General features: G+C 71.8%; 26 protein-coding genes and 1 tRNA gene. 13 read left to right on the top strand and 14 right to left on the bottom strand.

Annotation, left to right across the window (positions count from 1 at the left end; genetic code table 11):
* Positions 1-741: 741 nt before the first annotated feature.
* The gene (locus tag ACZ6X9_RS10010) at positions 742-1,350 is read right to left on the bottom strand and encodes a TetR/AcrR family transcriptional regulator (RefSeq protein WP_469777441.1); all 609 of its coding nucleotides are present in this window, start codon (positions 1,348-1,350) and stop codon (positions 742-744) included.
* A gap of 84 nt (positions 1,351-1,434) precedes the next feature.
* Here ACZ6X9_RS10010 and ACZ6X9_RS10015 point away from each other — a divergent pair, with 84 nt between their 5' ends.
* Complete coding sequence (locus ACZ6X9_RS10015) at positions 1,435-2,277, top strand: class I SAM-dependent methyltransferase (protein WP_469777442.1); 843 nt, start codon at positions 1,435-1,437, stop codon at positions 2,275-2,277.
* A 629-nt stretch (positions 2,278-2,906) separates the two neighbouring features.
* Complete coding sequence (locus ACZ6X9_RS10020; protein ID WP_469777443.1) at positions 2,907-4,010, top strand: DNA alkylation repair protein; 1,104 nt, start codon at positions 2,907-2,909, stop codon at positions 4,008-4,010.
* 142 nt (positions 4,011-4,152) lie between these two features.
* Here ACZ6X9_RS10020 and ACZ6X9_RS10025 read toward each other — a convergent pair whose 3' ends face one another.
* Together ACZ6X9_RS10025 and ACZ6X9_RS10030 are read right to left on the bottom strand one after the other, a co-directional pair.
* Positions 4,153-5,637, bottom strand: a complete 1,485-nt coding sequence (locus ACZ6X9_RS10025) for an MFS transporter (RefSeq protein WP_469777444.1) — start codon at positions 5,635-5,637, stop codon at positions 4,153-4,155.
* 444 nt (positions 5,638-6,081) lie between these two features.
* Positions 6,082-7,359 carry a multidrug effflux MFS transporter gene (locus tag ACZ6X9_RS10030; RefSeq protein ID WP_469777445.1) on the bottom strand — a complete coding sequence of 426 codons (1,278 nt, stop codon included), beginning with the start codon at positions 7,357-7,359 and terminating at the stop codon, positions 6,082-6,084.
* 60 nt (positions 7,360-7,419) lie between these two features.
* On the opposite strand from ACZ6X9_RS10030, the gene ACZ6X9_RS10035 reads away from it, so the two are divergent.
* Positions 7,420-7,941, top strand: a complete 522-nt coding sequence (locus tag ACZ6X9_RS10035) for a MarR family winged helix-turn-helix transcriptional regulator (protein WP_469777446.1) — start codon at positions 7,420-7,422, stop codon at positions 7,939-7,941.
* Positions 7,942-8,486: 545 nt separating this feature from the next.
* Here ACZ6X9_RS10035 and ACZ6X9_RS10040 read toward each other — a convergent pair.
* Both ACZ6X9_RS10040 and ACZ6X9_RS10045 read right to left on the bottom strand, forming a co-directional pair.
* Positions 8,487-9,464, bottom strand: a complete 978-nt coding sequence (locus ACZ6X9_RS10040; protein WP_469777447.1) for an amidohydrolase family protein — start codon at positions 9,462-9,464, stop codon at positions 8,487-8,489.
* Positions 9,465-9,914: 450 nt separating this feature from the next.
* Positions 9,915-10,475, bottom strand: a complete 561-nt coding sequence (locus ACZ6X9_RS10045) for a quercetin 2,3-dioxygenase (RefSeq protein ID WP_469777448.1) — start codon at positions 10,473-10,475, stop codon at positions 9,915-9,917.
* Between the two features lie 406 nt (positions 10,476-10,881).
* Here ACZ6X9_RS10045 and ACZ6X9_RS10050 point away from each other — a divergent pair, with 406 nt between their 5' ends.
* The 3 genes from ACZ6X9_RS10050 to ACZ6X9_RS10060 all read left to right on the top strand — a co-directional run bounded on the left by ACZ6X9_RS10050 (position 10,882) and on the right by ACZ6X9_RS10060 (position 12,804).
* A complete protein-coding gene (locus ACZ6X9_RS10050) occupies positions 10,882-11,202 on the top strand; it encodes a helix-turn-helix domain-containing protein (RefSeq protein ID WP_469777449.1) in 321 nt (106 codons plus the stop codon).
* On the top strand, positions 11,199-11,678 hold the full coding sequence (locus ACZ6X9_RS10055; RefSeq protein ID WP_469777450.1) for a MarR family winged helix-turn-helix transcriptional regulator: 480 nt from the start codon (positions 11,199-11,201) through the stop codon (positions 11,676-11,678). Before ACZ6X9_RS10050 ends, ACZ6X9_RS10055 begins: the two co-directional genes overlap by 4 nt.
* A gap of 655 nt (positions 11,679-12,333) precedes the next feature.
* The gene (locus ACZ6X9_RS10060; RefSeq protein ID WP_469777451.1) at positions 12,334-12,804 is read left to right on the top strand and encodes a VOC family protein; all 471 of its coding nucleotides are present in this window, start codon (positions 12,334-12,336) and stop codon (positions 12,802-12,804) included.
* A gap of 78 nt (positions 12,805-12,882) precedes the next feature.
* Here the strand turns inward: ACZ6X9_RS10060 and ACZ6X9_RS10065 are convergent, their stop codons facing one another.
* Complete coding sequence (locus ACZ6X9_RS10065; RefSeq protein WP_469777452.1) at positions 12,883-13,491, bottom strand: GNAT family N-acetyltransferase; 609 nt, start codon at positions 13,489-13,491, stop codon at positions 12,883-12,885.
* 251 nt (positions 13,492-13,742) lie between these two features.
* A complete protein-coding gene (locus tag ACZ6X9_RS10070) occupies positions 13,743-14,144 on the bottom strand; it encodes an NUDIX hydrolase (RefSeq protein WP_469777453.1) in 402 nt (133 codons plus the stop codon).
* Positions 14,145-14,575: 431 nt separating this feature from the next.
* On the opposite strand from ACZ6X9_RS10070, the gene ACZ6X9_RS10075 reads away from it, so the two are divergent.
* The gene (locus tag ACZ6X9_RS10075; protein WP_469777454.1) at positions 14,576-15,070 is read left to right on the top strand and encodes a hypothetical protein; all 495 of its coding nucleotides are present in this window, start codon (positions 14,576-14,578) and stop codon (positions 15,068-15,070) included.
* 36 nt (positions 15,071-15,106) lie between these two features.
* On the opposite strand, the gene ACZ6X9_RS10080 is transcribed toward ACZ6X9_RS10075, so the two are convergent.
* On the bottom strand, positions 15,107-16,336 hold the full coding sequence (locus tag ACZ6X9_RS10080; RefSeq protein WP_469777455.1) for a glycosyltransferase: 1,230 nt from the start codon (positions 16,334-16,336) through the stop codon (positions 15,107-15,109).
* Between the two features lie 408 nt (positions 16,337-16,744).
* The gene (locus tag ACZ6X9_RS10085; RefSeq protein WP_469777676.1) at positions 16,745-17,314 is read right to left on the bottom strand and encodes a PadR family transcriptional regulator; all 570 of its coding nucleotides are present in this window, start codon (positions 17,312-17,314) and stop codon (positions 16,745-16,747) included.
* A gap of 110 nt (positions 17,315-17,424) precedes the next feature.
* On the opposite strand from ACZ6X9_RS10085, the gene ACZ6X9_RS10090 reads away from it, so the two are divergent.
* On the top strand, positions 17,425-17,844 hold the full coding sequence (locus ACZ6X9_RS10090; RefSeq protein ID WP_469777456.1) for a nuclear transport factor 2 family protein: 420 nt from the start codon (positions 17,425-17,427) through the stop codon (positions 17,842-17,844).
* 111 nt (positions 17,845-17,955) lie between these two features.
* Here ACZ6X9_RS10090 and ACZ6X9_RS10095 read toward each other — a convergent pair whose 3' ends face one another.
* Positions 17,956-18,636, bottom strand: coding sequence for a hypothetical protein (locus tag ACZ6X9_RS10095; RefSeq protein ID WP_469777457.1), 681 nt, complete (start codon positions 18,634-18,636; stop codon positions 17,956-17,958).
* Between the two features lie 223 nt (positions 18,637-18,859).
* Between ACZ6X9_RS10095 and ACZ6X9_RS10100 the strand changes: the two genes are divergently transcribed.
* Positions 18,860-19,405, top strand: a complete 546-nt coding sequence (locus ACZ6X9_RS10100) for a GNAT family N-acetyltransferase (protein ID WP_469777458.1) — start codon at positions 18,860-18,862, stop codon at positions 19,403-19,405.
* Between the two features lie 65 nt (positions 19,406-19,470).
* On the opposite strand, the gene ACZ6X9_RS10105 is transcribed toward ACZ6X9_RS10100, so the two are convergent.
* The 3 genes from ACZ6X9_RS10105 to ACZ6X9_RS10115 form a co-directional block, all read right to left on the bottom strand.
* Positions 19,471-20,262, bottom strand: coding sequence for a hypothetical protein (locus ACZ6X9_RS10105; RefSeq protein WP_469777459.1), 792 nt, complete (start codon positions 20,260-20,262; stop codon positions 19,471-19,473).
* Positions 20,263-20,411: 149 nt separating this feature from the next.
* On the bottom strand, positions 20,412-20,627 hold the full coding sequence (locus ACZ6X9_RS10110; protein WP_469777460.1) for a DUF397 domain-containing protein: 216 nt from the start codon (positions 20,625-20,627) through the stop codon (positions 20,412-20,414).
* Complete coding sequence (locus ACZ6X9_RS10115; protein WP_469777461.1) at positions 20,624-21,451, bottom strand: helix-turn-helix domain-containing protein; 828 nt, start codon at positions 21,449-21,451, stop codon at positions 20,624-20,626. The genes ACZ6X9_RS10110 and ACZ6X9_RS10115 overlap by 4 nt, the downstream gene beginning before the upstream one ends.
* 118 nt (positions 21,452-21,569) lie before the next feature.
* Between ACZ6X9_RS10115 and ACZ6X9_RS10120 the strand changes: the two genes are divergently transcribed.
* Genes ACZ6X9_RS10120 through ACZ6X9_RS10130 form a run of 3 tightly spaced genes read left to right on the top strand, consistent with a single transcriptional unit; the run spans position 21,570 to position 22,188 of the window.
* A complete protein-coding gene (locus ACZ6X9_RS10120; protein ID WP_469777462.1) occupies positions 21,570-21,791 on the top strand; it encodes a hypothetical protein in 222 nt (73 codons plus the stop codon).
* Positions 21,788-21,952, top strand: coding sequence for a hypothetical protein (locus ACZ6X9_RS10125; RefSeq protein WP_469777463.1), 165 nt, complete (start codon positions 21,788-21,790; stop codon positions 21,950-21,952). Before ACZ6X9_RS10120 ends, ACZ6X9_RS10125 begins: the two co-directional genes overlap by 4 nt.
* Complete coding sequence (locus ACZ6X9_RS10130) at positions 21,949-22,188, top strand: DUF6255 family natural product biosynthesis protein (protein WP_469777464.1); 240 nt, start codon at positions 21,949-21,951, stop codon at positions 22,186-22,188. Before ACZ6X9_RS10125 ends, ACZ6X9_RS10130 begins: the two co-directional genes overlap by 4 nt.
* Here the strand turns inward: ACZ6X9_RS10130 and ACZ6X9_RS10135 are convergent.
* On the bottom strand, positions 22,170-22,685 hold the full coding sequence (locus tag ACZ6X9_RS10135) for an EF-hand domain-containing protein (RefSeq protein WP_469777465.1): 516 nt from the start codon (positions 22,683-22,685) through the stop codon (positions 22,170-22,172). The two genes, ACZ6X9_RS10130 and ACZ6X9_RS10135, sit on opposite strands and share 19 nt — an antisense overlap.
* Positions 22,686-22,817: 132 nt before the next feature.
* On the opposite strand from ACZ6X9_RS10135, the gene ACZ6X9_RS10140 reads away from it, so the two are divergent.
* Positions 22,818-22,891, top strand: a tRNA-Lys gene (locus ACZ6X9_RS10140).
* The last annotated feature ends 125 nt before the right edge of the window (positions 22,892-23,016 follow it).

The raw sequence follows: 23,016 nt of genomic DNA on the forward strand, positions 1-23,016 counted from the left end.
TCTCCCCGAGCAGCACTCAACCGTTCCGAACGGTGCTCGCTTCCTCCCGGACGGAGTTCGCGCCCCACCGTCCGATCGGCGTCGGCCGCCGTCCGATCCCCTGCCCGGACCGGCCGGCGCCTTCCTCCCCACAGCTCACACGCCGGCCGGCCGAGGCCCCGGCCGCTACTCCCCCGCCGACGCCCGGGAGCGCCCCCGGAGGCGCGCCCACGTCCCCCGCAACGGCCCGCGTGCCTACCGGTCGGAGCGCCACCACAGCCGGGTCGTCGGCGTCGCCGCCGGTCCCGGGGGCACGTTCGAGCGGTTCTTCGAGGCCTTCGGCGCCCCGGCGGACGCGCTCGGCCTGCCGCACGAGCCCGTCGTCCCCACCCCGAGAAGTTCGCCACGGTCCCCCGGCGGCACGACGTCCGCTTCCTCCCCGACCACCGGTGGACAACCGGCTGACGGGGACCGGCCCGAACGGCCGTCCCAGGCACGAGCTTCCGCCCGAGCATCAGACCTGAGCGCGGCCGGGACGCCGGGCCCGAGTGCGGCACCCCGGCGTGACCCGGTCCCGCTGTATGCGCCCGGGCCGGCCACCCCAAACCCTGACGACTCCGGCCACCGTCGAACCCGCCGGGCACGGCCGACGCCAGCCCCGGCCTGTCCGGCCATGCCACGCCCACCCGCCCCCGGCCCCCGACCCCCGGCAGCCCTTCCCGGTCTGCCCCACTCGGACCCGCCCCTCCAAGCCCGGTCCGCTCAGACCCGCCCGCCCCGCTCGCCCAGCAGCGCCCCGCCGACGACCGTCGTGACGGTCCTGCGCACCGCCTCCGCCGCGGGCGGCGGGCCTGTCCGGTCGGCGAAGAGCAGGTGTGCCGCGCCGATCAGGGTGGGGGCGAGGGCGTCGACGTCGGTGTTGGGTGCGAGGCGGCCCAGGTCGCGTTCGGCGGCGAGGTAGGTGGCGAGTGCGGTGGCCGCGTCCGTCAAAAGCGGGATGCCGGTGGGGCGTTCGCCGCGCAGCCGGGCCCGCAGCCCGTCCCGGGAGGTGACGAGCCCGACGATCGCCACGGCCACCGACTCGAACACCTCGGTGAGGGCGTCGGCGAGGCGGCCGGTGACGTCCCCCGTCCCTGCGGACGCGCACAGGGCCGCGCCCAGGGCCCGGATCCGGTGGGCGCGATCCAGTACGAGCTCGGCGAGGAAGGCGTCGAAGTCGGTGAAGTGCCGGTGCAGGACGCCCTTGGCGCAGCCCGCCTCCTCGGTGACCGCCCGGCTGGTCAACGCCGACGGCCCGTCCCGCAGCAGGACCCGTTCCGCCGCGCCGAACAGCCGCTCCCGCACGTCCCGCATGGCCACGCCCGTCGGCATCGCACACCGTTCCCTTCCCCGCCGGGCGGCGGGACCGTCGATCGACCTCCTGACAAGTGGGCGCTTGCCCACTAGGGTGGGCACATGCCCACTCCTCAGCCGGGGGGAGCATATCCCCCAGCTCACGCGCTCCATCTCGCCCGCCGCGCCGCGGAGTCGTTCGGCACGGATCCCGCGCGCTACGACCGGACACGGCCCCGCTACCCCGACGCGCTCCTACGCCGGATCACCACCGGAAGTTCCGGTTCCGCCACCCTCGGCACCCTCGACATCCTCGACGTCGGCGCGGGAACGGGCATCGTCGCCCGGCAGTTCGCGGCGGCCGGCCACAGAGTGCTCGGCGTCGAGGTCGACGAACGGATGGCCGCCTGGGCGCGGCGCGGCGGCCTCGACGTGGAGACCGCCGCCTTCGAGACCTGGGATCCCGCCGGCCGGTCCTTCGACGCCGTCGTCTCCGGCCAGAGCTGGCACTGGATCGACCCCGCCGCCGGTCCGGCGAAGGCCGCCGAGGTGCTGCGGCCGGGCGGCCGGCTGGCCGTGTTCTGGAACGTGGCGCTGCCGTCGCCCGAGGTGGCCGAGGCCTTCGCCGCGGTCTACGACCGGCTTCTGCCCGGCTCACTCGCCGCCCACCAGTGGACGGCCGACCCGGACGCCTACCGGCCGCTGTCCGCGCGGGCGGCCGACGACATCCGGAACACGGGAGCGTTCGACGAACCGGAGGAATGGCGGCACGACTGGGAGCGCGTGTACAGCCGGGAGGAATGGCTGGACCAACTGCCCACGAGCGCGCTCCACTCCGGGTTCCCGCCGGAGGTCCGGGAGCGGCTGCCGGAGGAGGTCGGCGCCGCCGTGGACGCCTTGGGGGGCTCGTTCACCCTGCGGTACGCCGCCGTGGCGGTCACCGCGACGCGCACCCGGCGCTCATGAGCCCGGCGGTCGTGAGCACAGCGCCCGCGCCCAAGCTCGGCGCCCCTGGGCCCGGCCGTTCTGAGGACAGCGCCCTTGAGCCCGGCGGTCATGAACCCGGCGCTCCCTGAGCCCACGATCCCGAGCTCGGCCCCCCTGAGCCCGACGGAGCCCGGTTGTCTCGTGCAGCCGAAGGCTGCGCCGCCGGAGACGATCACATCGCTGACGGGACGACCATGGGCATCCCGTCGCACCGGTTCCGGTTCTTCTGCGCCCATAACAGCGGTGTCGGGCAGGCTCCGCCAAGGCGAGCGGGGCGACAACATACGGCCGTCGACCGAGAGGAAATTCCGCGGGGCATCGCGGTCGGCGAGGACCGGTGGACTGCGACGACCTCGTCTTCCAGGTCCGATGCGTGGTCGTCCATGGTCCCGAAGCTGCTCGACGCGGGGTGTCGTCGCAGCTCAGAGGGTTGATGCCCGGCTGTGTGTCAGTGGTCCGTGGCAGACTCGAGACCATGATGTCCAGGTCGAAATTCCCGCCGCTCCCGAACGGACAGACGGAGAGCATCGAGCCCGTTCTTCCGTCGGCCGAGGGCCGTACCGGGCGAGCGGTCGCCGGCCTCGACGTGACCGTTGGCGGGCGTTGAGATGGCGGATTTCAAGGAAGAACTGTCGCCGGAGCTCATCGGGCGTCTCGCGGGTGACTTGGCGGGTGCCTCGGCGTCGTTCGACCGGACAACGTTCGAGCAGCTCGCGGGCACCGGTATCGGTGAACTGGAATTGATGGCCCGTGTCGACCGGATCGCCCGTGCCCTCGCGGCGACGATGCCGGCCTCCCCCGAAGAGGCTGACCGGGTGATCCGCGGCGCCCTTGACGGCGGGGGCCTCTCGGGGTGGGCTTCCATGCCCGTCAACGCCTACGTCGCCTCGGCGCTGCTGGACCGGCCCGACGTCGCGCTGCCGCTGCTGGCCGCACTCACTCCCCGCTACACCGCCGAGTTCGCGATCCGCCCGTTCGTCGACGCCCACTACGAGGTGACGATGGACCGGCTCAGGGCGTGGACCACCGACCCGGACGAACACGTTCGGCGGCTCGTCTCGGAGGGCACGCGCCCGCGCCTGCCTTGGGCGAAGCAGCTCTCCCGGTTCGTCGCCGATCCCGCTCCCGCGCTGGCGCTCCTGGAGACTCTCGTCAACGACGAGTCCCTCTACGTGCGCCGTTCCGTGGCGAACCACCTGAACGACGTCAGCAAGGACCACCCCGACCTCGTCCTCGACACCGCACGGCGATGGTCCCGCACCAGTACGCGGGGCGATTTCGTCGTGCGCCACGGTCTGCGGACGCTCGTCAAACGAGGGCACCCGGAGGCTCTCGCGGTTCTCGGGTTCGATCACCAGGCCCCGATCGGCATCACGGACCTCGCCTGCTCACCGTCCACCGTCTCCATCGGGGAGGCGACCACCGTCACGTTCACGCTGCACGCCACCGAGGCGACGACGGCGGCGATCGATTACCTGGTCCATTACCAAGGCGTCCGCGGTCCCAAGGCGGGCAAGGTGTTCAAGCTGACCGTCCGGGACCTTCCCGCGGGCGAAGCGGTCCGGTTCTCACGCCGCCACCGCTTCGCGAGTCTGTCGGTCCGCACGATCCACCCCGGCCCTCACCGCATCGAGATCCAGACCAACGGACGCATCCTCGGTGCGACCGAGGTCTACGTCACCGCCGCCGAGACACCGCGGGGCCCGGCCTGAGGCTGCTGAGCCGAACGCGCGGCGCCCCGGGGCGGGCTCACGGGATCACCTGCGCCCGAGCATTCGGCCCTCGTGGCCGTGTGAGGTGTACGGGGAGAGGCGGCGGCACCGGGAGGAGGTGCCGCCGCCTTGGGAACCCGGCTTACCCGGCCCGGTTGTTCGTGCGCTCGGGCTTGGGCAGGAAGAACATCAGAGCCCACATCAGGGCGAGGAGGCCGCCGACCCACCACAGCACGGTGACGAACGCGTCGCGGTTGAGTGCGGCGTCGGGCGAGCCGCCGGTGGTGGTGAAGAACACCAGGGCGGTCAGTGCGGTGCCGAGGGCGATGCCCAGGTGCATGACGGTGTTGAACAGGCCCGAGGCGGACCCGGCGTCCTCGTGCGGGACCCTGGCCAGCGACATGTCGGCGAGCGGGCCGCTGACCATGCCGAGGCCGAACCCGATCAGCACCACCGGAGCGGTCATCGCCGGCAGGGTCAGGCCCCCCTGGCCTGCGTCGATCTGAAGCCCGTAGGCAGCCATCGCGGCGAGCGTGATGAGGACTCCGGCCTGCGGCAACCGGCGGGCGAAGCGTCCGCCGCTCTTCGCGGTGATGGTCGCACCGGCCAGCTCTCCGATGGAGAGCAGCACGAACGCCAGGGCCGCGCGGAGGGGGCTCATGCCCAGTCCGCGCTGGAGGTAGAGGGTCCAGGTCATGAAGAACAGCCCGCACAGCAGGCCGTGCATGAGCTGCGCGGCCATGCCGCCGGAGAACTGCCTGCCCCGGAAGAGGGACAGTGCGACCAGGGGTGCGTCGTTCTGCTTGCGCTGCTGCTGGCGCAGGAAGGCGGCGAGGGCGAGGAGACCGGCGGCGAGCAGGGCGAAGCACCACAGCGGCCAGTGACGGAGGTGCCCCTCGGTGAGGGGGAAGACCATCAGGACGATGGCCAGGGCGGACAGCAGCATGCCGGTCAGGTCCAGCCGGGCGGCCTTCTTCACGGTCGACTCGGGGATGAACCGTCGTCCCAGGAGGAGCACGGCGAGGCCGACGGGCACGTTGACCAGGAAGATCGGCCGCCAGGACAGTCCGAACAGGTCGGCCTCGGTGAGGAGGCCGCCCATCACCGGGCCCAGGACGTTGGCGAGCGACATGACGGCCCCGTACAGACCGAACACCTTGCTGCGGTTCTGCCCCTCGAAGGTGACGTGGAGGGTGGCCAGGATCTGCGGGATCATGATGGCCACGCCCACGCCTTGCAGGGCGCGGGCGCCGATCAGCACGCCGGGCCCGGCGGCGAGGCCGCACAGCAACGAGGCCGCGGTGAACGCGACGGTGCCGATGAGGAGGATCTTTCGCCGGCCATAGAGGTCGCCGAGGCGTCCGCCGGTGATCAGCCCGACGGCGACGGGCAGGGAGTAACCGGTGGTCAGCCATTGCACCGCGTCCGGTCCGGCGCCGGTCGACTCCTGGATCGCGGGCAGGGCGGTCAGGACGACCGACTGATCGATCATGTCCATCAGCTCGGCACCCAGCAGCACCAGAAGGGCGATCCAGGCGGCCAGGCCCATCCTCGACGGTCCTGGTGCGGGGTGGTGTGGGGGCTCGGTGGTGTGCTGCGGCTCGTTGTCGAGCGCGGAGGAAGGCACTGCGGGGGCTCCTGATACACGGAGTCGGGGAGCCATGCCGTCAGCCGCACCGGGGCCGGAAAACACGAAACCCGGGGCAGACGGCAGAGCTGCACCCGGAAAACGACAGGGAAATGCGGGGGTGGGTGACGCAACTCAGGCCAGTGCGACGTCCGCCCCCGGACACGTCTGAACGATCAGAACGTGGGGGATCTGCGGACGGCTACTTGGCCTGGGAGATAAGTCGTCACCTCGAAACACAGCGCCGGGCCCCGGAATGGGCACAAGCGGAACTCAAACAGGATAAAGGCTGCTCCGGCGGCCATGCAACGCGATGACTCACATCCCTCGCCGCTGGGCGCCGCCCCACTCCGGGCCCTGCCGCCACCGGACCCGGCACCCCGGTGTGAGCGGCGTACCACGGTTCGGCCGCGCGGCCGGGCCCCCGTCGGGTTCGCGGTCGCGTCAGTGGGCTTCCGCGGCCACTTCGCCGTGGGCCTGCCGGGGGCGGACCAGGAAGAGCAGCGCCAGAACGGCCAGTGCGAGGGAAACGAGCATGATGGCGGCCATCGGCAGGGAGCTGTCCTCGCCGAAGACGCCGACCAGCGGGGAGGCGATGGCGCCGCAGAGGAATTGCAGGCCGCCGAGGAGGGCGGAGGCGGCTCCCGGGGTGGTACGGCCCAGGTTCTGGCCCAGACTCATGGTCGCCGGGATGATCATGCCGATGCCGCACATGACGACGCACAGGGTGATCCAGGTCCCGGCGAAGGACTCGCCGACGGTGAGCCTGACGACCACCTGGGCCAGCGCTCCGGCGGCCGCGGTGGCGACGCCGCCGGCGAGCAGCGTGTTCAGCCGGACCCGCCGGGCGAGCCGGGCGAAGACGGTGCCGGCGAGCAGCATGCCGACGGCGTTGACGGCGAAGATGAGCGAGTAGGTGCCGGCGGAGACGCCGTGGACGTGCTCGAAGACGAAACTGGATCCGCTGATGTAGGCGAACAGGGCCGCCGAGGCCGCGCCCAGGACGAGGACGTACCCCATGAAGGGGCGGTTGCCCATCAGGCGCCCCATGGCCCGGAACGTACCGGAGAGCCCGCCGCCGTGGCGGCGCTCCGGCGGCAGCGATTCGGGGACCTTGATGAGCACTCCGAGCAGCAGCAGGACACCGATCACGGTCAGCACCCCGAAGACCGCCCGCCAGGTGGAGACGGCCAGGATCGCCCCGCCGAGGACGGGGGCGGCGACCGGGGCCACGCCGAGGATCTGGGAGAGCACAGCGAAGTAGCGGGGGATGTCCGGCCCGGCGAAGCGGTCGGTGATCACGGCCCGGGCGAGCACCATGCCGACCGCACCCGCCACGCCCTGCAGGAAGCGCGCGGCCACCAGCAGGTACACGTTCGGTGCGACCGCGCAGAGCAGGGAGAAGACGACGAACGCGGTGGCGCCGGCCAGCAGCGGCCTGCGTCGTCCCAGGCTGTCGCTGAGGGGGCCCAGGAGGAGCTGGCCGACGACCAGGCCCACCAGGAAGGCCGTCATGGTGAGCTGAATCGCGGAACTGCCGGTGTGCAGGGCGGAACCCATCGTCGGGAAGCCCGGTACGTACATGTCGGTGGCCAGCGGGGCGACCGCCGTCAGCGCGCCGAGCACGACCAGCAGCCCGCCGGTGCGCGCGGACGAGGCGGGCGGACCGGCGGCGCCGACCGGCTCCCGGTCCTCTGACGTGGAAGTGGAACTCGATATCATGAGTACAACGATAACTAGTGGTTCACCGGTTTACAAAGTTCGATCACAAAGGTGGTGCCTGTGCTCCCTTCCGAATCCTCCGTCCGCGCCCGGTGGGCCGCTCACGGCTCGGGGCTCGACACGTCGCCCATGGAGGTCGTCGGCCTCCTGAAGCGGATCATGGCGCTGCGTGACAGCGGCGTGGAGCCGCTGTACGAAGGAGCGACGCTGACCGCGCCCGAGGTCGACCTGCTGGTACCGCTGCGGCATCTGGACGAACCGGTCATCGCACGCCGCATCGCCGAACACCGGGGGATGTCCCGGGCGGGCGTCAGCAAGGCCCTGGCGAAGCTGGAGAAGCGCGGATTCGTCGAGCGCACGTCCCACCCCGCCGACCGGCGCGCCACTCTGGTGAGCATCACGGAGGCGGGCAAGGCCGCGATGGACGCGTTGTTCCCCCGCCAACTGGAGGTCGAGGCCCGACTGCTGGAGGCGCTCGGCGAGCACCGCGAGGAGGTGCTCCAGGCGCTGGAGCGCCTGGCCGAGGCCATGGAGCACGGCCTTGCCGCCGCCACAGCGGCCGCGGAGCACGGCGGGGCATGAGAGGCCGACCGGAACGGGTGGCCACGGCTGGGACGAGTGGCCACGGCTGGGACGAGTGGTCATCCAACCGGGATGGGCGTGGTCATCCAGCCGGGACGGGCGGTCACGACCGGGACGGGTGGCCACGACCAGGACGGGCGGTCATGACTGGGACAGGCGGCCACGACCGGGAGGGGCGGGTCACGGCTGGGACGGGCGGCCGAGACCAGGACGGGTGGTCATCCAACCGGCTGAGCACCGTCGAAGCCGGGGGCCGAGGGCGGCGCGCTGCCCGGTGCGCCGGCCACCGCCGTGCACGACGACGGTCAACGGAGCGGTTCACCGGCTCCCCCGGGCCGCCATGGGGCCAGGGCGAGGGGCCGGCCGCCGTCGGGTGCGGCGTACACGGCCGTTCACGACAACCGCCCCCCGCCCGGAGCGCGCGGCAGGCGGCAGGCGGCAGACGGCAGACGGCAGACGGCAGACGCCAGCCTGGCCGAATCGGCCGGAGCCGGCAGATGCACGGGGAAGCCGGGGGGCAGTGGCGGTTGTGCGCGCCTGTGGGGTCAGCGGCTCAGGCGGGGCAGGATGCGGTGGGCGTTGGCGGTGGTCAGGGCCCGCCAGCCGGTTTCACCCTCGGGGGCGGGGGCGGTGGCAAGGCTTTTGACGTGTTCCTCCACGCCCGCCGCGGGTGTCCAGACATGGTCGCTGCCGTACAGCACGTTCCGGGGGTCGGCGAGGGAGAGCAGGGCGGGCATCTGGCGCGGCAGGGCGGGTCCGGCGAGGTCGTAGTACAGGCGCCGCAACTGCTCCACGGCATCCGGGGCCTGGGTACCGGCGGGCATGAACATCTTCATGAACCCGTTGATGCGGTCGGCCAGGACCGGGAGGGCGCCGCCGCAGTGCGGCACGATGATCTTCAGGTTCCGGTGGCGTTCCAGGGAACCGGCCATCAGCAGGTCGGTGACCGTGCGGGCGGTGTCGAAGACGAACTCGATCATCGGCCGGGGGCGGCCGAGGGCGGACTGTTCCCAGCAGACGGGCGAGGTGGGGTGGAGGAAGACGATGGCGCCGCGCCGGTCGAGTTCGGCGAAGACCGGCTCCAGCCGCGGGTTGCCGAGGTAGGTGCCGTGGGTGTTGGTCTCCAGGACCACGCCGTCGGCGCCGAGGGTGTCGAAGGCGTACGCGATCTCTTCGAGAGCGCCGTCGGCGTCCGGAAGGGGAAGGGAGGCGAAGAGGCCGAAGCGGCCGGGATGGTCGCGGACGGCCTCGGCACCGGCCTCGTTGACCTCCCGGGCCAGCCGGCGGGCGGCCGCATCGTCGCCGAAGTGCACGCCGGGTGACGAGATCGACAGCATCGCGGTGTCGATGCCGCAGCGGTCCATCAGCGCGAGGTGTTCCCGGGCCGACCAGGACGGCCAGGCGGGAACGCCGTCGGGCATGGCGTGACCCGCGGTCTTGGCCTGGCGCACGTAGGAGTCGGTGACGAAGTGGGCGTGAACGTCGACGAGACCGGGCTCGTCGGTGAACTGCGCGGGCGTCATGGGACTGTCTCCTCTTGAATCCGAGAACGGGAAGCGAGGCGGGTGGGGCAGTGGGGGGTGGCGCAGTGGGGGGGTGGGGCAGTGCGGAGGGCGGTCGCGGTGCGCTCGCCCAGGACGATGCCGGGCCCAACCGGTCAGGGCGAGCAGCGGCGGGGCGGCGAGGCGATGCCTCCTGGCGATACCTACGCCCCGGTCGAGGACTTCCATGAGCAGTCCGGCCGCGATCGCGTCCCCGGCCCGCACGGCGCACGCACAGCGCCGGGACGGCACGGTGCGCACCGGGGCTTTCCCAGCGCCCCAGCGTGGTCCGGCCGAGCAGCACGCTCAGCAGGCCGCACCCGGCGACCGGCGGTGGTGCGGGGGGGACTCCCCCGCACCACCACACACCCGCTCCCCACCAGAAGCCCTGCGAACAGGGCTTTCACTAAGACGAGGGGGCTTGGCCCCGTTTCAGCTTCCGGTGCGCCACTGGTGGTCGGGCATGAAGCGCACGTCGTACTCCTGCGGCACCGTGGCGAACTTCTCCCGGCCCGGCACGACGGGTGCCTGGGGCAGGGTGAGGTCGTCGGTGGGGGCGCCGAAGTTCTCGAAGAACCGCTCGAACGTCCCGCCCGGCCCGGCCGCGACGCCGACGACACGGCTGTGGTGACGCTCGATGCGGTAGGCGTGCGGGCAGTTCTTCGGGACGAAGCCGAAGTCGCCGGGTGCCAGCAGCTTCTCGTACTGGTTGCCCTTGAGGTCCTCGACGAACAGCCGCACGGCCCCGTCGGTGATGTAGAAGACCTCATGGGTGTCGGGGTGGGTGTGGGCCGGGATGATGTCGCCCTTCGGGCCTTCGACGGTGAAGAAGTTGAACGTGTTCTCGGTCTGCTCACCGCCCGCGTAGATGGTGACCAGGTCACCGAAGAGGTGGGCGCGGTCGCCCATGCCCTTCTCGATGAAGTAGGGGACACCCGGCTCGGCGGGAATGTGCGAGCGGGTGCGGTAGCGAGTCGCGAACTCTGCGGTCATGGCTGTTTCTCCTTCACGAGCTTTATGTCAGGGTACCTGACACAAGGGCTTGGGCGGTCTCCGGTCGCGTGAGATGTCCCATGGTCTCCACGATCCCGGGGGCAGCGGGGGACGGCGAGGGTCTCCGGCGCGTTGCGGATGTCTTCGACGGTCAGCCCTGAAGCTGTCGGGACACGCGGCACCCGTCGTGCGACGTACCGGTTTCGCTGGTGCGCAGGCAGTACAGGCACTGCTCACACGGCAGGACGCCTTACGCCCCGGGGACGGGAGAGGCGGACAACTGCGCGATCATGGGGTGGGTGCAGCGGGGACACACAGCCCGCTCGGGCATACGGCTTCTTCTCGCGGGCGCCCGGGACGCACCCACAGCCGGCAGCCGGGAGTGAGGTCGAAGGTGCTGAAGTCAGTGGAACAGTGCAGGGCCCCGGTGGTGACGGCCGGCAGTTCGCGGACCCGGACAGCCGCCGGCTGTGGAGTCGAACGCCTCATCGGCGACCGTGTCCTGCCGGAGGCCGAACGCCTCCCCGCCCACACGGACCTGTCCCTCGCCGTCATCGGTGAACGCGTCGGCTTCCACCACGCCACCGCCTTCGGCGCTTTCTTCCGCCGCCGCACCGGCACCATGCCCGCCGCCTCCCGGGCCTGGGGCGCCGGCATCATCCTCGCCACCCGGCACCTCGGCGGCTCTCAGCCGGCCGCCGGCGACTCCCCCAAGGATTCCTCATGAGCTCCGACCGCAACCTCCCCCAACTCCTCGCCGACGCCAGGAACTGGTTCGACACCGCGCTCGCCGACGCCATGGCGGACTCGGGAGAGCGGCCCATCACCCTCGGCCAGCAGAACGTCTTCGCTCACCTGCCGCCCGACGGCGCCACCGTCTCCGACTTGGCCCGCTGGATGAACGTCGCACGCCAAAGCGCCCACCAGGCCGTCCATGCCCTCATCGCCATGGGCCTGCTCGAACAAACCCCCGACCCCGCGTCCGCGCGCCGCCGCATCATCGTCATGACCGCCGAAGGCCGACGCGTGCACAACCTCGCCCGCACCCTGATCGCCCGCCTCGAGGACGAACTCGGCAGACGCCTCGGCCCGTCCTCACTCACCGCCCTGCGCCAGACCCTCGAACGCCCCTGGGGCCCGGCCGTCCTCGAAGCCGGCGGGGCGACGCCGGAGGCAGAGGACGGCACCCCGCCCCGGCCCTGACGCGGCCCCGACCACTCACACCGGGGTCAGCCGCCGGGTTGACCCCGCCCTTCCGCTTCGTCGGCCGTCCGAGAACTGCAACGCGACACTTCCGTTGCACGCGCCCAGTCGTCTCAAGCGGCGGCCTCCGCCGTTTGATCACGCAGCGGATCAGCCGCGACCGCGTGCCGGCCGAAAGGGGCGTTCGCCGTCGAGCACTTCGCGGACCGCGGCCACCAGCCGGGCATCCGCCGGGACCGTGGCCTCCCACCGGAGCGTCGTGCGCTGATCGGCCAGCCCCCCAAGCCCCTGCTTCAGGCAGCGCGACCGCTTGCGCTCCACCGTCCGCGTCTCACTCCCAACTCGGCCGCCTTCGCCTGGTTCCACTCGGTCAGCGACCGCGTCGCCGGGTCGAACTCCGGCCGCGGGAGCCGGCGTCCGCCGGAGCCGACACCCCGGGGTCCGCACCGGCGTTGTGCCGCCGCGCAGAGATCATCTAGAGTCGTCCGCGTGACTGCCGGGTCGGCCATGGGCCACACACGAACAGGGTTCCCGGCCTCGGCGTGAGCGCGAGGCGGGCGCGAGCCCCGCCGTTCTCTCCGCGTCTTCCTCCGCCGGCGCCCGTCGAGGCGCCGCCGCGCACCAGCGAACCCGAGACACGGAGAACCCACCGCTCATGCCGAGCACACCCCAGCCTTCGCACGCCCCCGCTCCCTCCACCGCCCCCGCACACTCCCCCGCCTCCGGGCCCCAGTCCCCGGCGCCCGCCGTCCAGTTGAACCACACCGCCGTCTACGCGGCGGACCGTCGACTCTCGGCGGAGTTCCTCGCCACCGTGCTGGGGCTGAAGGTGGGCGCGCCCTTCGGGCCGTTCCTCCCCGTCGACCTCGGCAACGGGGTGACGCTGGACTACTGCGAGAAGCGCGACGAACCGATCCAGTCGCAGCACTACGCGTTCCTCGTGCCCGAGGAGGCGTTCGACGGGATGATCTACCGGCTGGAGGCGCTCGGGGTCACCTACTACGCCGATCCGCACCACACCGAACCGGGCCGCGTGAACGACTGGTTCGGCGGGCGCGGCGCGTACTTCGAGGATCCGTCGGGTCACAACATGGAGATCATGACCCGGCCTTACGTCCGCCCGTAGCCCGGAGGCGTCCGCCCGTAGCGCGGATGCGTCCACCCGCGGCACGGATGCGTCCGCCCGAGGCGCGGACCGCGCGGCTCAGGCGTCGGCCGGGCGGCGCGGTGCGCGCCACATGCCCCACAGCGTGGGCCCGCCGCCCGGCAGCCGCATCTCCTCGCGCACGGTGAAGCCGAAGTGCTCGTACACCGGGATGTTGGACTCCTTGGAGGACTCCAGGTAGACGGGCATGCCGGACGCGTCGGCCTTGGCCAGCCCGGAGCGCAGCAGGGCGGAGCCCTGGCCTTGTCCCTGCGCGGCCGGGTCGGCGCCGATCAACGCCAGGGACCAGTGCGGCTCCTGGGGCGTGTGCTTGGCGGCCGTCTCGACGGCCTCCCCGAACAGCCCGGCCCGGTCACCGAGCAGGGCCACCAGGTCCTGGATGGTGTCGGCGTCGGGAACGGCCTTTTCCTGCGCCTCCGGCGCCACCCAGAACGCCGCGGCGGCCTCGGTGCGCTCGCACACACCGTTGACGGCGTACTGGCGGGTGAAGATGGTCGAGAAGTAGGCGGTCAACGCCGCCTCGCGCGAGGCGTCCTCGGGGAAGAACCAGCGCATCATCGGGTCGTCGTCGAAGGCACGGGCCAGGAAGCGGCTGATCGGCTCGGCGTCGTCGACCGTCGCCGCCGTCGGCGTGTTCGTTATCGGCATACGTGCATTGTGCATCCAGTGATCTTGTAGCCCGAAGGGGGGTCCGGCTCCTCCCCTCCAGGGCGGTCGGCCATGACCGAAACGTCCACGGCCATAGCGTTCTTGCACCGCGTACGGCCGGGTATCACCGTCGCGCCCGACGCGAGAGACGCGCGTGAACGCGGCCGGACAGGTGGATGCGCCAGGTGGATGTGCCCTCGCCGGCGTCGATTCCGGCACCACCACGACGCCACACCGGAGGCGGGCCGGGGTCAGCGCAGTAGTCCGTCGGCCCGCAGGCGGTCGAAGACGACGTGGTCCACGGGAGACGTGCGGTGCCTGTCTCCATAGGTCAGCCACACCATCTCGGCGATCTCGCCGGCCGGAGCGAGCACTCCCTCGTACGCGGCGGTGTAGCAGGTCATGCGCACGACCACGCCTGGCAGGTGCCCGTGTGCCTGGGCTTCGAAGACGCCCAGCAGAGCCGCCGAGTCCCGCACGACGCGCACGGAGAGTTCCTCCCCGATCTCCCGGCACAGCGTGTCGAGATCGCTTTCCCCTCGTTCCCGTTTCCCTCCGGGCAGGTAGTACGCGTCCTTGCCACGGGAGCGTGTGCTCAGCACCATGCCGTTCTCGGTGTGTATCCACGCCACTTTGTCGATGACCGCTGTCATGCGTCAGTCTCCCTGTACTCGGCCGGTCCAGGAGGATACGCGCTCGCTGTCTCCCAGTCGTCGGACAACTCCTTGGCGGATGTGGTCCTTCGCGGATGTGGTCGTTCGTGTACGTGGTCCTTCGTGTGCGTGGTGACGACCTCCCGCAAGGCGCAGGCCGGACCGGTCGCAAGGCTTGGTACGACGTCGGCCAACGCAGCACCTTCACACCCTCGTTGAAGGTGGTACCGCCCTTGTCCCCGGCAGGAGTTCCCGGGGACCAGGCCGACGGCTTGCCGGTGGCTCTGGCCCCGGGGGGACACCCGGCCGGGCGGTCACCTGAACGAGCGATGCCCACCCAGGGCCCCCTGCTCCACACTCGGGAGCGGGCGGTGCGCACACCGCCCGTGTCGTGCGCGCTCCGCGCGCACCCCGGAGTGAAGGAGGACCGTATGTTCCTCGTGTCCACTCGTGTCCCGTCCACCGCGGCCGCGGCCCTGCTGCTGGCGGCGACGGCCGCGGTCCCGGCCGCGGCCGTCGTGCCCGGCACACCGCTGGCGACGGTCAACTGCGCCGGTTCGATCACGGTGAACGTGCATCCCGCCAACGGCGCCGTGGACGGCAAGAGCGGGAGCAACTTCCGCTGCGCGACGCCCGACCAGTCCTTCGCCGCCCAACTCACCCTCTCCGGCTCGGTGACCGGCAGCGGCGCCCTCTTCTTCACGACCCGGACCGGCGACAGCCTCACGCGGACGGACACCGGCCAGGTGATCCGGTTCACCATCGACCGCCGCTTCGACCGCGACTCCACCGCGGCCTCCGGCCATGCCACGGAACGCGGTTCCAGCGCCCAGGCCCGTGACTCCGGAACCGGCCTCTTCGGCACCGGGACCAATCTCGTCACGTTCGTCATCACCGACAACTACATGCTCGACGTCACCACGTGAGCCGACCGCCGTGCGGGAGACGGGCCGGGCGGGCCGTCAGCGGCCCCTCCCCCGTCCCGCCGCCGCGTCGAGCAGCAGCTTCGCGGCGACCGTCGCCCCGTCGGGACGCACGGTGGCGGCCACCTCCTCCGCGCGGGCGCGGGTCCCGGGCGCCAGGGCCGTGGCGAGCGCGGCCGACAGGGAGTCGACGGTCGGCGTCGGGGCGTGGTGGGCGGCGCCGATGCCCAACTCGGCGACGCGCGAGGCCCAGTGCGGCTGGTCCGCGATCCGGGGGACCACCACCTGGGGGACGCCCGCGCGAGCGGCCGTCGTCGTGGTGCCCGCGCCGCCGTGGTGCACCACGGCGGCCACCCGGCGGAACAGCGCCTGCTGGTTGACCTCGCCGACGACGAAGCAGTCGCCGCTGTCGTCCACCGGGGCGAGGTCGGCCCAGCCGCGGGCGAAGAGCACGCGGCGGCCCCGCGCCCGGCAGGCCTCGACGGCCACCCGGGCGATGCCCTCCGGGGCGTGCGCGGCCATGCTGCCGAAGCCCACGTACACCGGCGGCGCACCGGCATCCAGGAACGCCTCCAGCCCGTCCGGGAGCGGGCGGTCGTCGGGCAGGATCCACGCCCCGGTCTGGACGAGGTCGAGGTCCGTCATGCCCCGCGACGGGCAGAGCGTCTCGTCCGCCGCGAGCAGGGGGCGGTCGGCGAAGACGTGGTCGCGGACGTTGTCGACCGGCGGCAGTCCGATCGCCGCCCGGCCGCTGTTGAGCGCCTCGCCGTACAGGGCGTTCACGCGCTCGGCGTCCTGCCGCCACAGCACCCGGTGGTCGGTCTCGTCCGGTGAGGACGGGGTGCCGGGCCGTACGCCGGGGCGGAAGTGCCGCGACGGCAGCCCGAAGATGTGGAAGCACCCGTACAGGTACGGGATGCCGAGCTTCTCGGCCACGTCCCGCGCTCCGGCCGGCATCAGGCCGGTCGCCAGCACGACGTCACACCCCTCGGCCGCCGCCGGGAGCGTCTCGAACCGCGCGGCGACGAGCTCCGGGGCCAGCCGGAACGCGTCCTCCTTCGTCGGCGGCCGGGTCCCGGACACGATCGGCCGCACCTCAGGGCCGAACGGCACCAGCGTCACGCCGGCCCGTGCCGCCAGCGTCGCGAACTCCTCGTCCGGCGGCGCGCACAGACGCGCCTCCGCGCCGAGCTCCCGCACTGCGGCCGCCAGTCCCACCAGCGGTTCGACGTCTCCGCGCGATCCCCATGTCGTCAGCAGAACTCGCATCGCACAACCCCCATGTCCCCGTATTCCGGCTTCGACCGCCGATTGTGCGGGGTCACGGGGGCCTTGCCACAAGCCCCCCTATGGGCTATACGTTGAGAGTGGCGAGGAGTGCCCGTTCCTCTCGCTTTCGCCCGACCAGCCCCGCCGGTGGGTTCGCTCACCAGCCGGTTCGCCTCACCGGCGAGTGAGGCCCACCGGTGAGTGAAGCCCACCGCCCACGCACCGCGTGAATCCGCCGCGTCCGTGACCTTGCGCCCCTTTTCGCGGATCAGTGCGAGCAAGGCCGCGCGTCCGTGTGCGCCGCCGGACCCAGCGCGTGCGTGCCGGTCGGCAGCGCGCGCAGGACGCCGACGGCGTCGTACGCGGTCAGCCCGCCAAGGCGCAGGCGCGACGGCGGCTCGTGCGCCGTCAGGACCCGGCGGACCCGGGTCGTCTCGTCCGCAGGGCGGTGATCGCGCGTTCGCACCAGTCGCGGTTGCCCTGTTCGAAGGACAGGCCGCGCAGGCAGGTCAGGTACGGGCCGATGCGGTCGCCGTGCCGCAGGTACTCCTCCTCCGTACCGCCCCCGCGCATGGCGTCGAGCAGACGGGCGAAGACGTCGATCTTGGCCTGGGCGAAGGCGGCGCGCTCGGTGAGCCGGGTGATCAGTTCCTCGTTGTCGACATGGTCTGCGGCTCGGACCTTGACCAGCAAGTCGTCGCGGATGAAGGAGGGCTTCGAGGAGGCGGCGGCGAACGTTTCGAGCTCCGCCCGCCCGGCCTCGGTCACGTGGAACAGGCGCTTGGTGGGGCGGGTTTCCTGGACCACTTCCCGGCCCGCGACGCATCCGTCCTTCTCCAGGCGGCTCAGCTCGGCGTAGACCTGTTGCGGCCTGGCGTGCCAGAAGTTGGCCACCCCGAGGTCGAATGCCTTGGTCAGCTCGTATCCGCTGAGTTCCCCGTCGAGCAGCGCCGCCAGTACCGCGTGCCGTAGCGCCATCGGCTCGTCTCCCGCCCGTCCACGCATCCGTCCGGTCCCTGTCGCCGGACACACGAGCATGGTACTCATGAATCTGATTATTCACTTCCATGAGTGGGGAGTTGAGGAACATGACCACCACCGACCGGTTCCGCGCCGCCATCGACAACCGCGATCTGGCCGCCTTGGACGATCTGTTCGCCGAGGACATCCGCTTCTACAGCCCCGTCAAGTTCACCCCGTTCGAGGGCAAGCCGATGGTGCTCCGTCTTTTCGGTGTCCTGCTCCGCACGTTCGAGGACTTCCGTTACATCGGCGACCACACGGGCACCTCGCAGACCAGCGCCGACGGCACCTCCGCCCGGTCGGCCGTGCTGCTCTTCCGCGCCCGGGCGGGCGGCAAGGACATCCACGGGATCGATCTGCTGCACTTCGACGACGACGGCCGGATCAAGGAGTTCACCGTCATGGTCCGTCCCCAGTCGGCGGTCCTCGCGCTCGGCGAAGCGGTCCACGCCGGGCTGACAGCGGAAGCGGATCGGCAGGCATAACCGGGCCGTTGAGGGCGAGATCCGGGTGGGTGGCACCCTCGTACTCACCCGGTCCGCCCCCTTCTCAAGGTCGCGGGGCGACGTCAGGGCGTCCCGGGGCGCCCCGGAACCTCAGGACGCCGCCGGACGGTCGTCCACGGCGTAGCCCAGCGCGCGGGCCCGCGCGGCGGTCGCTTCGAAGTCGGCCGTGGACGAAAGCGCGGTGACCGTACGGCGGTTGAGCGGTGCGCCGGCCAGGATCGCGGCCACGGCGCCGCGGTCGACGGGACGCCCGTGACAGTGCTCGGCGTCTTCGACGTACGCGTCGGCGCCGCCGTCGGTGAGGAGGTCGAAGAGCCACTCCGACCCGTCCGTCTCGTCGGTGTCGAACGCGACCGGGCCGTGCTGCCAGGCCGTCCCGCCCTTCTCCCGCCACACGCACACCGTCGCGTCGAAGAACCCCTCGAACTGGAACTCCGGTGCCGTCGTGTGGTGCGCGAGGGACGCGGGCAGTCCGTCGAGGAGGCCGGGCCAGTGCGCGCGGGGCCACTCCTGCCACGGGGTCGCGGTGCTCTCGTGATCGAACCCGTAGAGGAACATACCGGCCGGATCGAAGACGACTGCGTACTGGTCGCCGGAGGCGGTGTCCATGCACGCCAGGTCGACGCCTTCGCGCCAACCGGCCGTGAACGTGTGCGCGGGATGCTCCGGGGCGACGAGGGAGTCGAGCAGCGCCAGGGCCCGGCAGCGGGCGAGGAGGACGGCGGGGTCGGGCAACGAGGTCACCAGCGTGTGAACGGTCACGCTTCTCATTCAACTGCCCACCACTGACAACGCCCCGCGGCCGAGGCTCCGCCCCCTTTCCGGGGGCTGCGGCAGGCGTTATGATCATGGCAACGCGAGAGACGCGTGTTCACGGATGAGGAGGTTGATGAATATGGCCGTCATGGGCCGTCTTCGCCCTGCCCTCATCCGGCCCGCGCACGCCTGAGTACAGCGCGGTCCGGTCGTTTCGAGCAACGACCAAAGGTGACACGTGCCTTCCTCTCTCATTTCCCCTCCCTCCGGTTCGGCCTCCGAGTTGATCACCGGCCGCCTCACCCTGCGCCCGTGGACGGCCGACGAGGTCGCCGCCGCCGTCGGTGACCTCCGGCCGGCGCACTGGGCGGACGGCTTCCCCGGCGAAGGCGACCGCGTCATCGCCGGTCTCCTCCAGGAGAACCCGGCCTGGCTCGGCGAGTACGGCCACCGGCTGATCGTCGAACGGGACAGCGGGCTGGTGGTCGGTGCCATCGGCCTGTTCTGGCCGCCCAGCGAAGGAAAACTCGAACTCGGTTACGGCATCGCCCCCTCCCGGCGCGGCCGGGATTACGCCACCGAAGCCGCCCGTGCGCTCGCGGAGTTCGCCCTCCGGGCGCCCGGCGTCCACACGGTGACGGCCGGCGCCGAGCTGTCCAACCCCGCGTCCCTCCGCGTGCTGGAGAAGACCGGCTTCCGCCGGTGCGGCACCGACGGTGCCGTGGCCCGCTTCGAACTGACCGGGCCGGCCGAGCCGACCGGACCCGAGCGGCACGACGGGTGACCCTTGAGGCCGGCGGCGTCACCGCCGCCGGCCTCCTCGCCCACCCCCAGCCGGCGGCCCGGCACTCACAGCCGCACGGCCTCCAGCTCCACGTCACCCAGCAGGGCCTCGACGAGCGTCCCCGGGCCGGCCACCTTGGTGCCCCACAGGTCGTAGTCGGTGCAGAACACCCAGGAGCGGTCGGCGGCCCAGAGGTTGGACGGGCTGAAGTTCACCTCCGGGTTGTCGTACAGAATCCCGGCGTCCCCGAGCCGGCCCGCCCGCACGTGCGGGGTCTCGTAGTCGTCGGCCCGGAGCACGATCGGGTTGTAGTAGGCCAGGCAGGGGGTGTCCGCACCCGCCGGGCTGTGCTCGGCGAGGACGGCGATCAGCCGGTTCCAGGTCTCGCGGTCCAGGCTGCCTTCGGTGGGCGGGACGATGCCCAGCGGCCAACTGTCCTCCTTCTTCGCGGAAGGAAAGCAGCGGTGGCAGGGCGGCAGCCCCTCCGGCACCACCGGATCACCCGTGCGCCGGGCCAGCTCCGCCCAGCGCAGCCGCCGCCAGCCCGGGCCCGGGTGACCGGAGCGGCCCAGTCCGCCCCCGGTGAGGGCGCCCGCCCCGGTGAGGTCGAGGACAGGCAGGTCCCACGGCGACGCCTCGCCGGCCGCGACCCTGCCCCGGTGCTCCTCGTCGTACGACACGTCCGACGGGCCGCCCTCGTGCTCGTACATCGCGTTGAGCACCCAGGCCGCGTCCGGCAGGGGCGGCGGCATGAACCCGGTGACCCCGTCCCCCGCCAGTTCCCGCAGCCAGTCGGCCTCACGGGGCGGGACGAGCGGCCAGCGGTCGGCGAACAGGGCGGCGGATATCTCGGACATCCCCCCATGATTCCATCATTTTCCGCGGCCTCTCGCCCTCCGGTCGCGGTCATCACCCACATCGCGCCACGCGAGCGACGCACGCGCAGCGGTGCGAGGGCGCGACCCCCACGGAAAACGGGAAGGGGCGGGGCGGGGCCGGACCCCCGTCACTCACCCAGCGTTCGCCCCTTGACCGCGCCCAGGAACGCGGACCAGGCGGGGGCCGGAACGGCAAGGTGCGGCCCGCGGGGGCGCTTGCTGTCCCGGACGGGGACGGTGGCATGGCCTGCGTAAGCGACTTCGACGCACTCGCCGCCAGGTTCCGGGACGCTGTGGCTGGATTTACGCCATGACAGTCCTGGCGTTGGCGGCACGGTGCTCATGAATAGCGCTCCTTCAACGTGGACTCGATCAAAGCGGCCGACTCGACGGGGGGCAAGGCCTTCGCCGAAAGCAACCCGTACATCTGGTTCGCCATCGCCACGTCCCTCACGTCCGTCAGCAACATCCCATTGGGAAAGCCTTCCACGTGCGCCACGTCGGCCCCCTCGTCGAAGGAGAGGATTCCGAACTGGTTGATCACCCCATGGGCGGCCTCCTCCCGCTCAGGCATCACCTGCACGACGTGCGGAGCCGACGTCGCCAAGGTGAGGAGCCTCTGCAACTGCTTCCGCATTACCGCACGTCCACCGAACGCGCGCCGGAGCACTGCCTCTTCGAGGATCAGCCATACCGCCGGCGGACTGTCCCGCAGCAGGATGCGTTGTCGTGCCATACGCATCGTGATGAGGTCTTCCTGGTTCCGCGCCCGCCCGCATGCCATGAGGGCCCGAGCGTAATCCTCGGTCTGCACCAGCCCCGGCACCAGCATGCAGTTGTACCGCCGAATCACCGTGGCGATTTCTTCGAACTCCACGTACTTGCGGAACGACGGCGGGAACGCGCACTTGAGGACCAAGCGCCACAGTCTCGTGTACCTGCCATGCGAGCCCGGGAAGAGCCGATCACACGCCTCGGCGAACTCCGGCGCAGGCACCCGCTTGCCCGCCTCGATCTTCGCGACGAGCGAGTAGCCGCAGAACGCCTCCTTCGCCAGCTCCTCCCGGCTGATTCCCAACCGGACCCGTTCCTGCCGGACTTCCTCGCCGAAATACTCCAGAGGCGTCTCCGGTTCGCCGTCCCGCCCCTTGTCCGTTCCTGCGGTCACACTCGACCCCCGCCGCTCCGTGGGACATCAGCCCTGGTCCAACTCACGCGCTTGTTCAGCCTACGAGCGCACGGCGACTCTAGAGGCACGGACAGTGAACACCGAGAGGTTTCCCCCCATGGCCTGCACCCCCGAACGAACGCACGAAGCCTACGTACCCCTGATCGGCGAACTCGTATGGGACGCCGCCCGGAAACGCGTCGGTGAGGTCATGGACCACCGGTGGTCGCTGTACCAACTCCGGCCACCGGGCGGGGGGATCGAGTGGCACGCGTTGCCGGAGAGCATCAGGTCGCTGCCCGAGGCGGCACGGGCGCGGTTCGGAGGGGAGAAGCGATGACGTCGCCAGCACGACCCGCCGCGCGGCGCGGCGGCGTCCGGTGCGCCGAGTGCGCGCGCATCAAGACCGCGTACTACGCGGCGTCCCGGGCGGGCGAGCACGCGAGGGCCGTGGCGCTGACGGTCGAGATGGGCCGCCACCAGAGGGCGGTACATGCGTGAGGGAGCGGAGGGCGGCCGCCGATTGCCGTCATCCGGCCGCCGGATGGACGGAGGCGGGGCACGTGGTCACCTGTTCGGTGTGCGGGGTGCGCCGCTTCGCGGAGTACGCGGCGCTGTGGTGGCCGTCGGCGGACCACCGGGCGGCGGGTTCGTACCGGCCGTGGCCGGCCGGGGTGGAAGGCGTTCCGCCCCCGACCGCCCGGCAGGTGCCGGAGGGCTACCGTCCGGTGCCGTAGACGGCGGCCATGGGCGAGCTGCCGGTGGTGACGAAGTCGTGGATGCCCGCCAGGTAGGCGTCGCGGTCGACCAGCCCGTCCCGGTCGGCGTCGAGCGCGGCGAAGGCCGTGGCGGCGTCGTCCGCGCTGTTGCCGGACGCCGTGCGCAGGCGGGTGAACTCGTCCCGGCTCAGCCGGCCGTCGGCGTCGGTGTCGGCGATGTCGAACAGGGAGCCCAGCGCGGGCCGGCAGGAGCGTTCGAACGCGTCGTGCCCCACCCAGGAGCGGTACTGCTCCAGGGTCACGCGCCCGTCGCCGTCGGCGTCCATGTCCCGGAAGACCGCCTCGTGCGCGGCGCGCGAGGCGGCGACGACCGGGTGGTGGGCGTCGCGGCCGACGGCGGAGGTGACGCGGTCGACCCGCGCGAGGTATTCCGCGTGGGTGATGGCGCCGTCACCGTCGACGTCGAGCATGGCGAAGATGCGGTGCTGCGGTGATGCGAACTCCGTGGTGGTCACTGTGCTTCCTTCGGCCGCTGGCGTGGTTTCGCGCCGTGGCTACCCAGGGAATCCACGCAAGACGCGCAGGGGGCGGAAAAGGGGCACGAACGTGAGTTTGCCTCGAACACGAGCTCGGGTAATATTCCTCTCGCGCCGCTAGCTCAGTTGGCTAGAGCGCCTGACTCTTAATCAGGAGGTCCGGGGTTCGAGTCCCTGGTGGCGCACGGACACTGTGGGCCCCACCGGTTTATCCGGTGGGGCCCACATGCGTTCACCCGCGCGTTCGCCCGGCCGGATGGCACCGACCGGCGCCCGTTTCGTCCCGTACGCCCGGTGGTACCCCTGCGGG

The sequence above is a fragment of the Streptomyces sp. NPDC052910 genome, assembly GCF_055585605.1.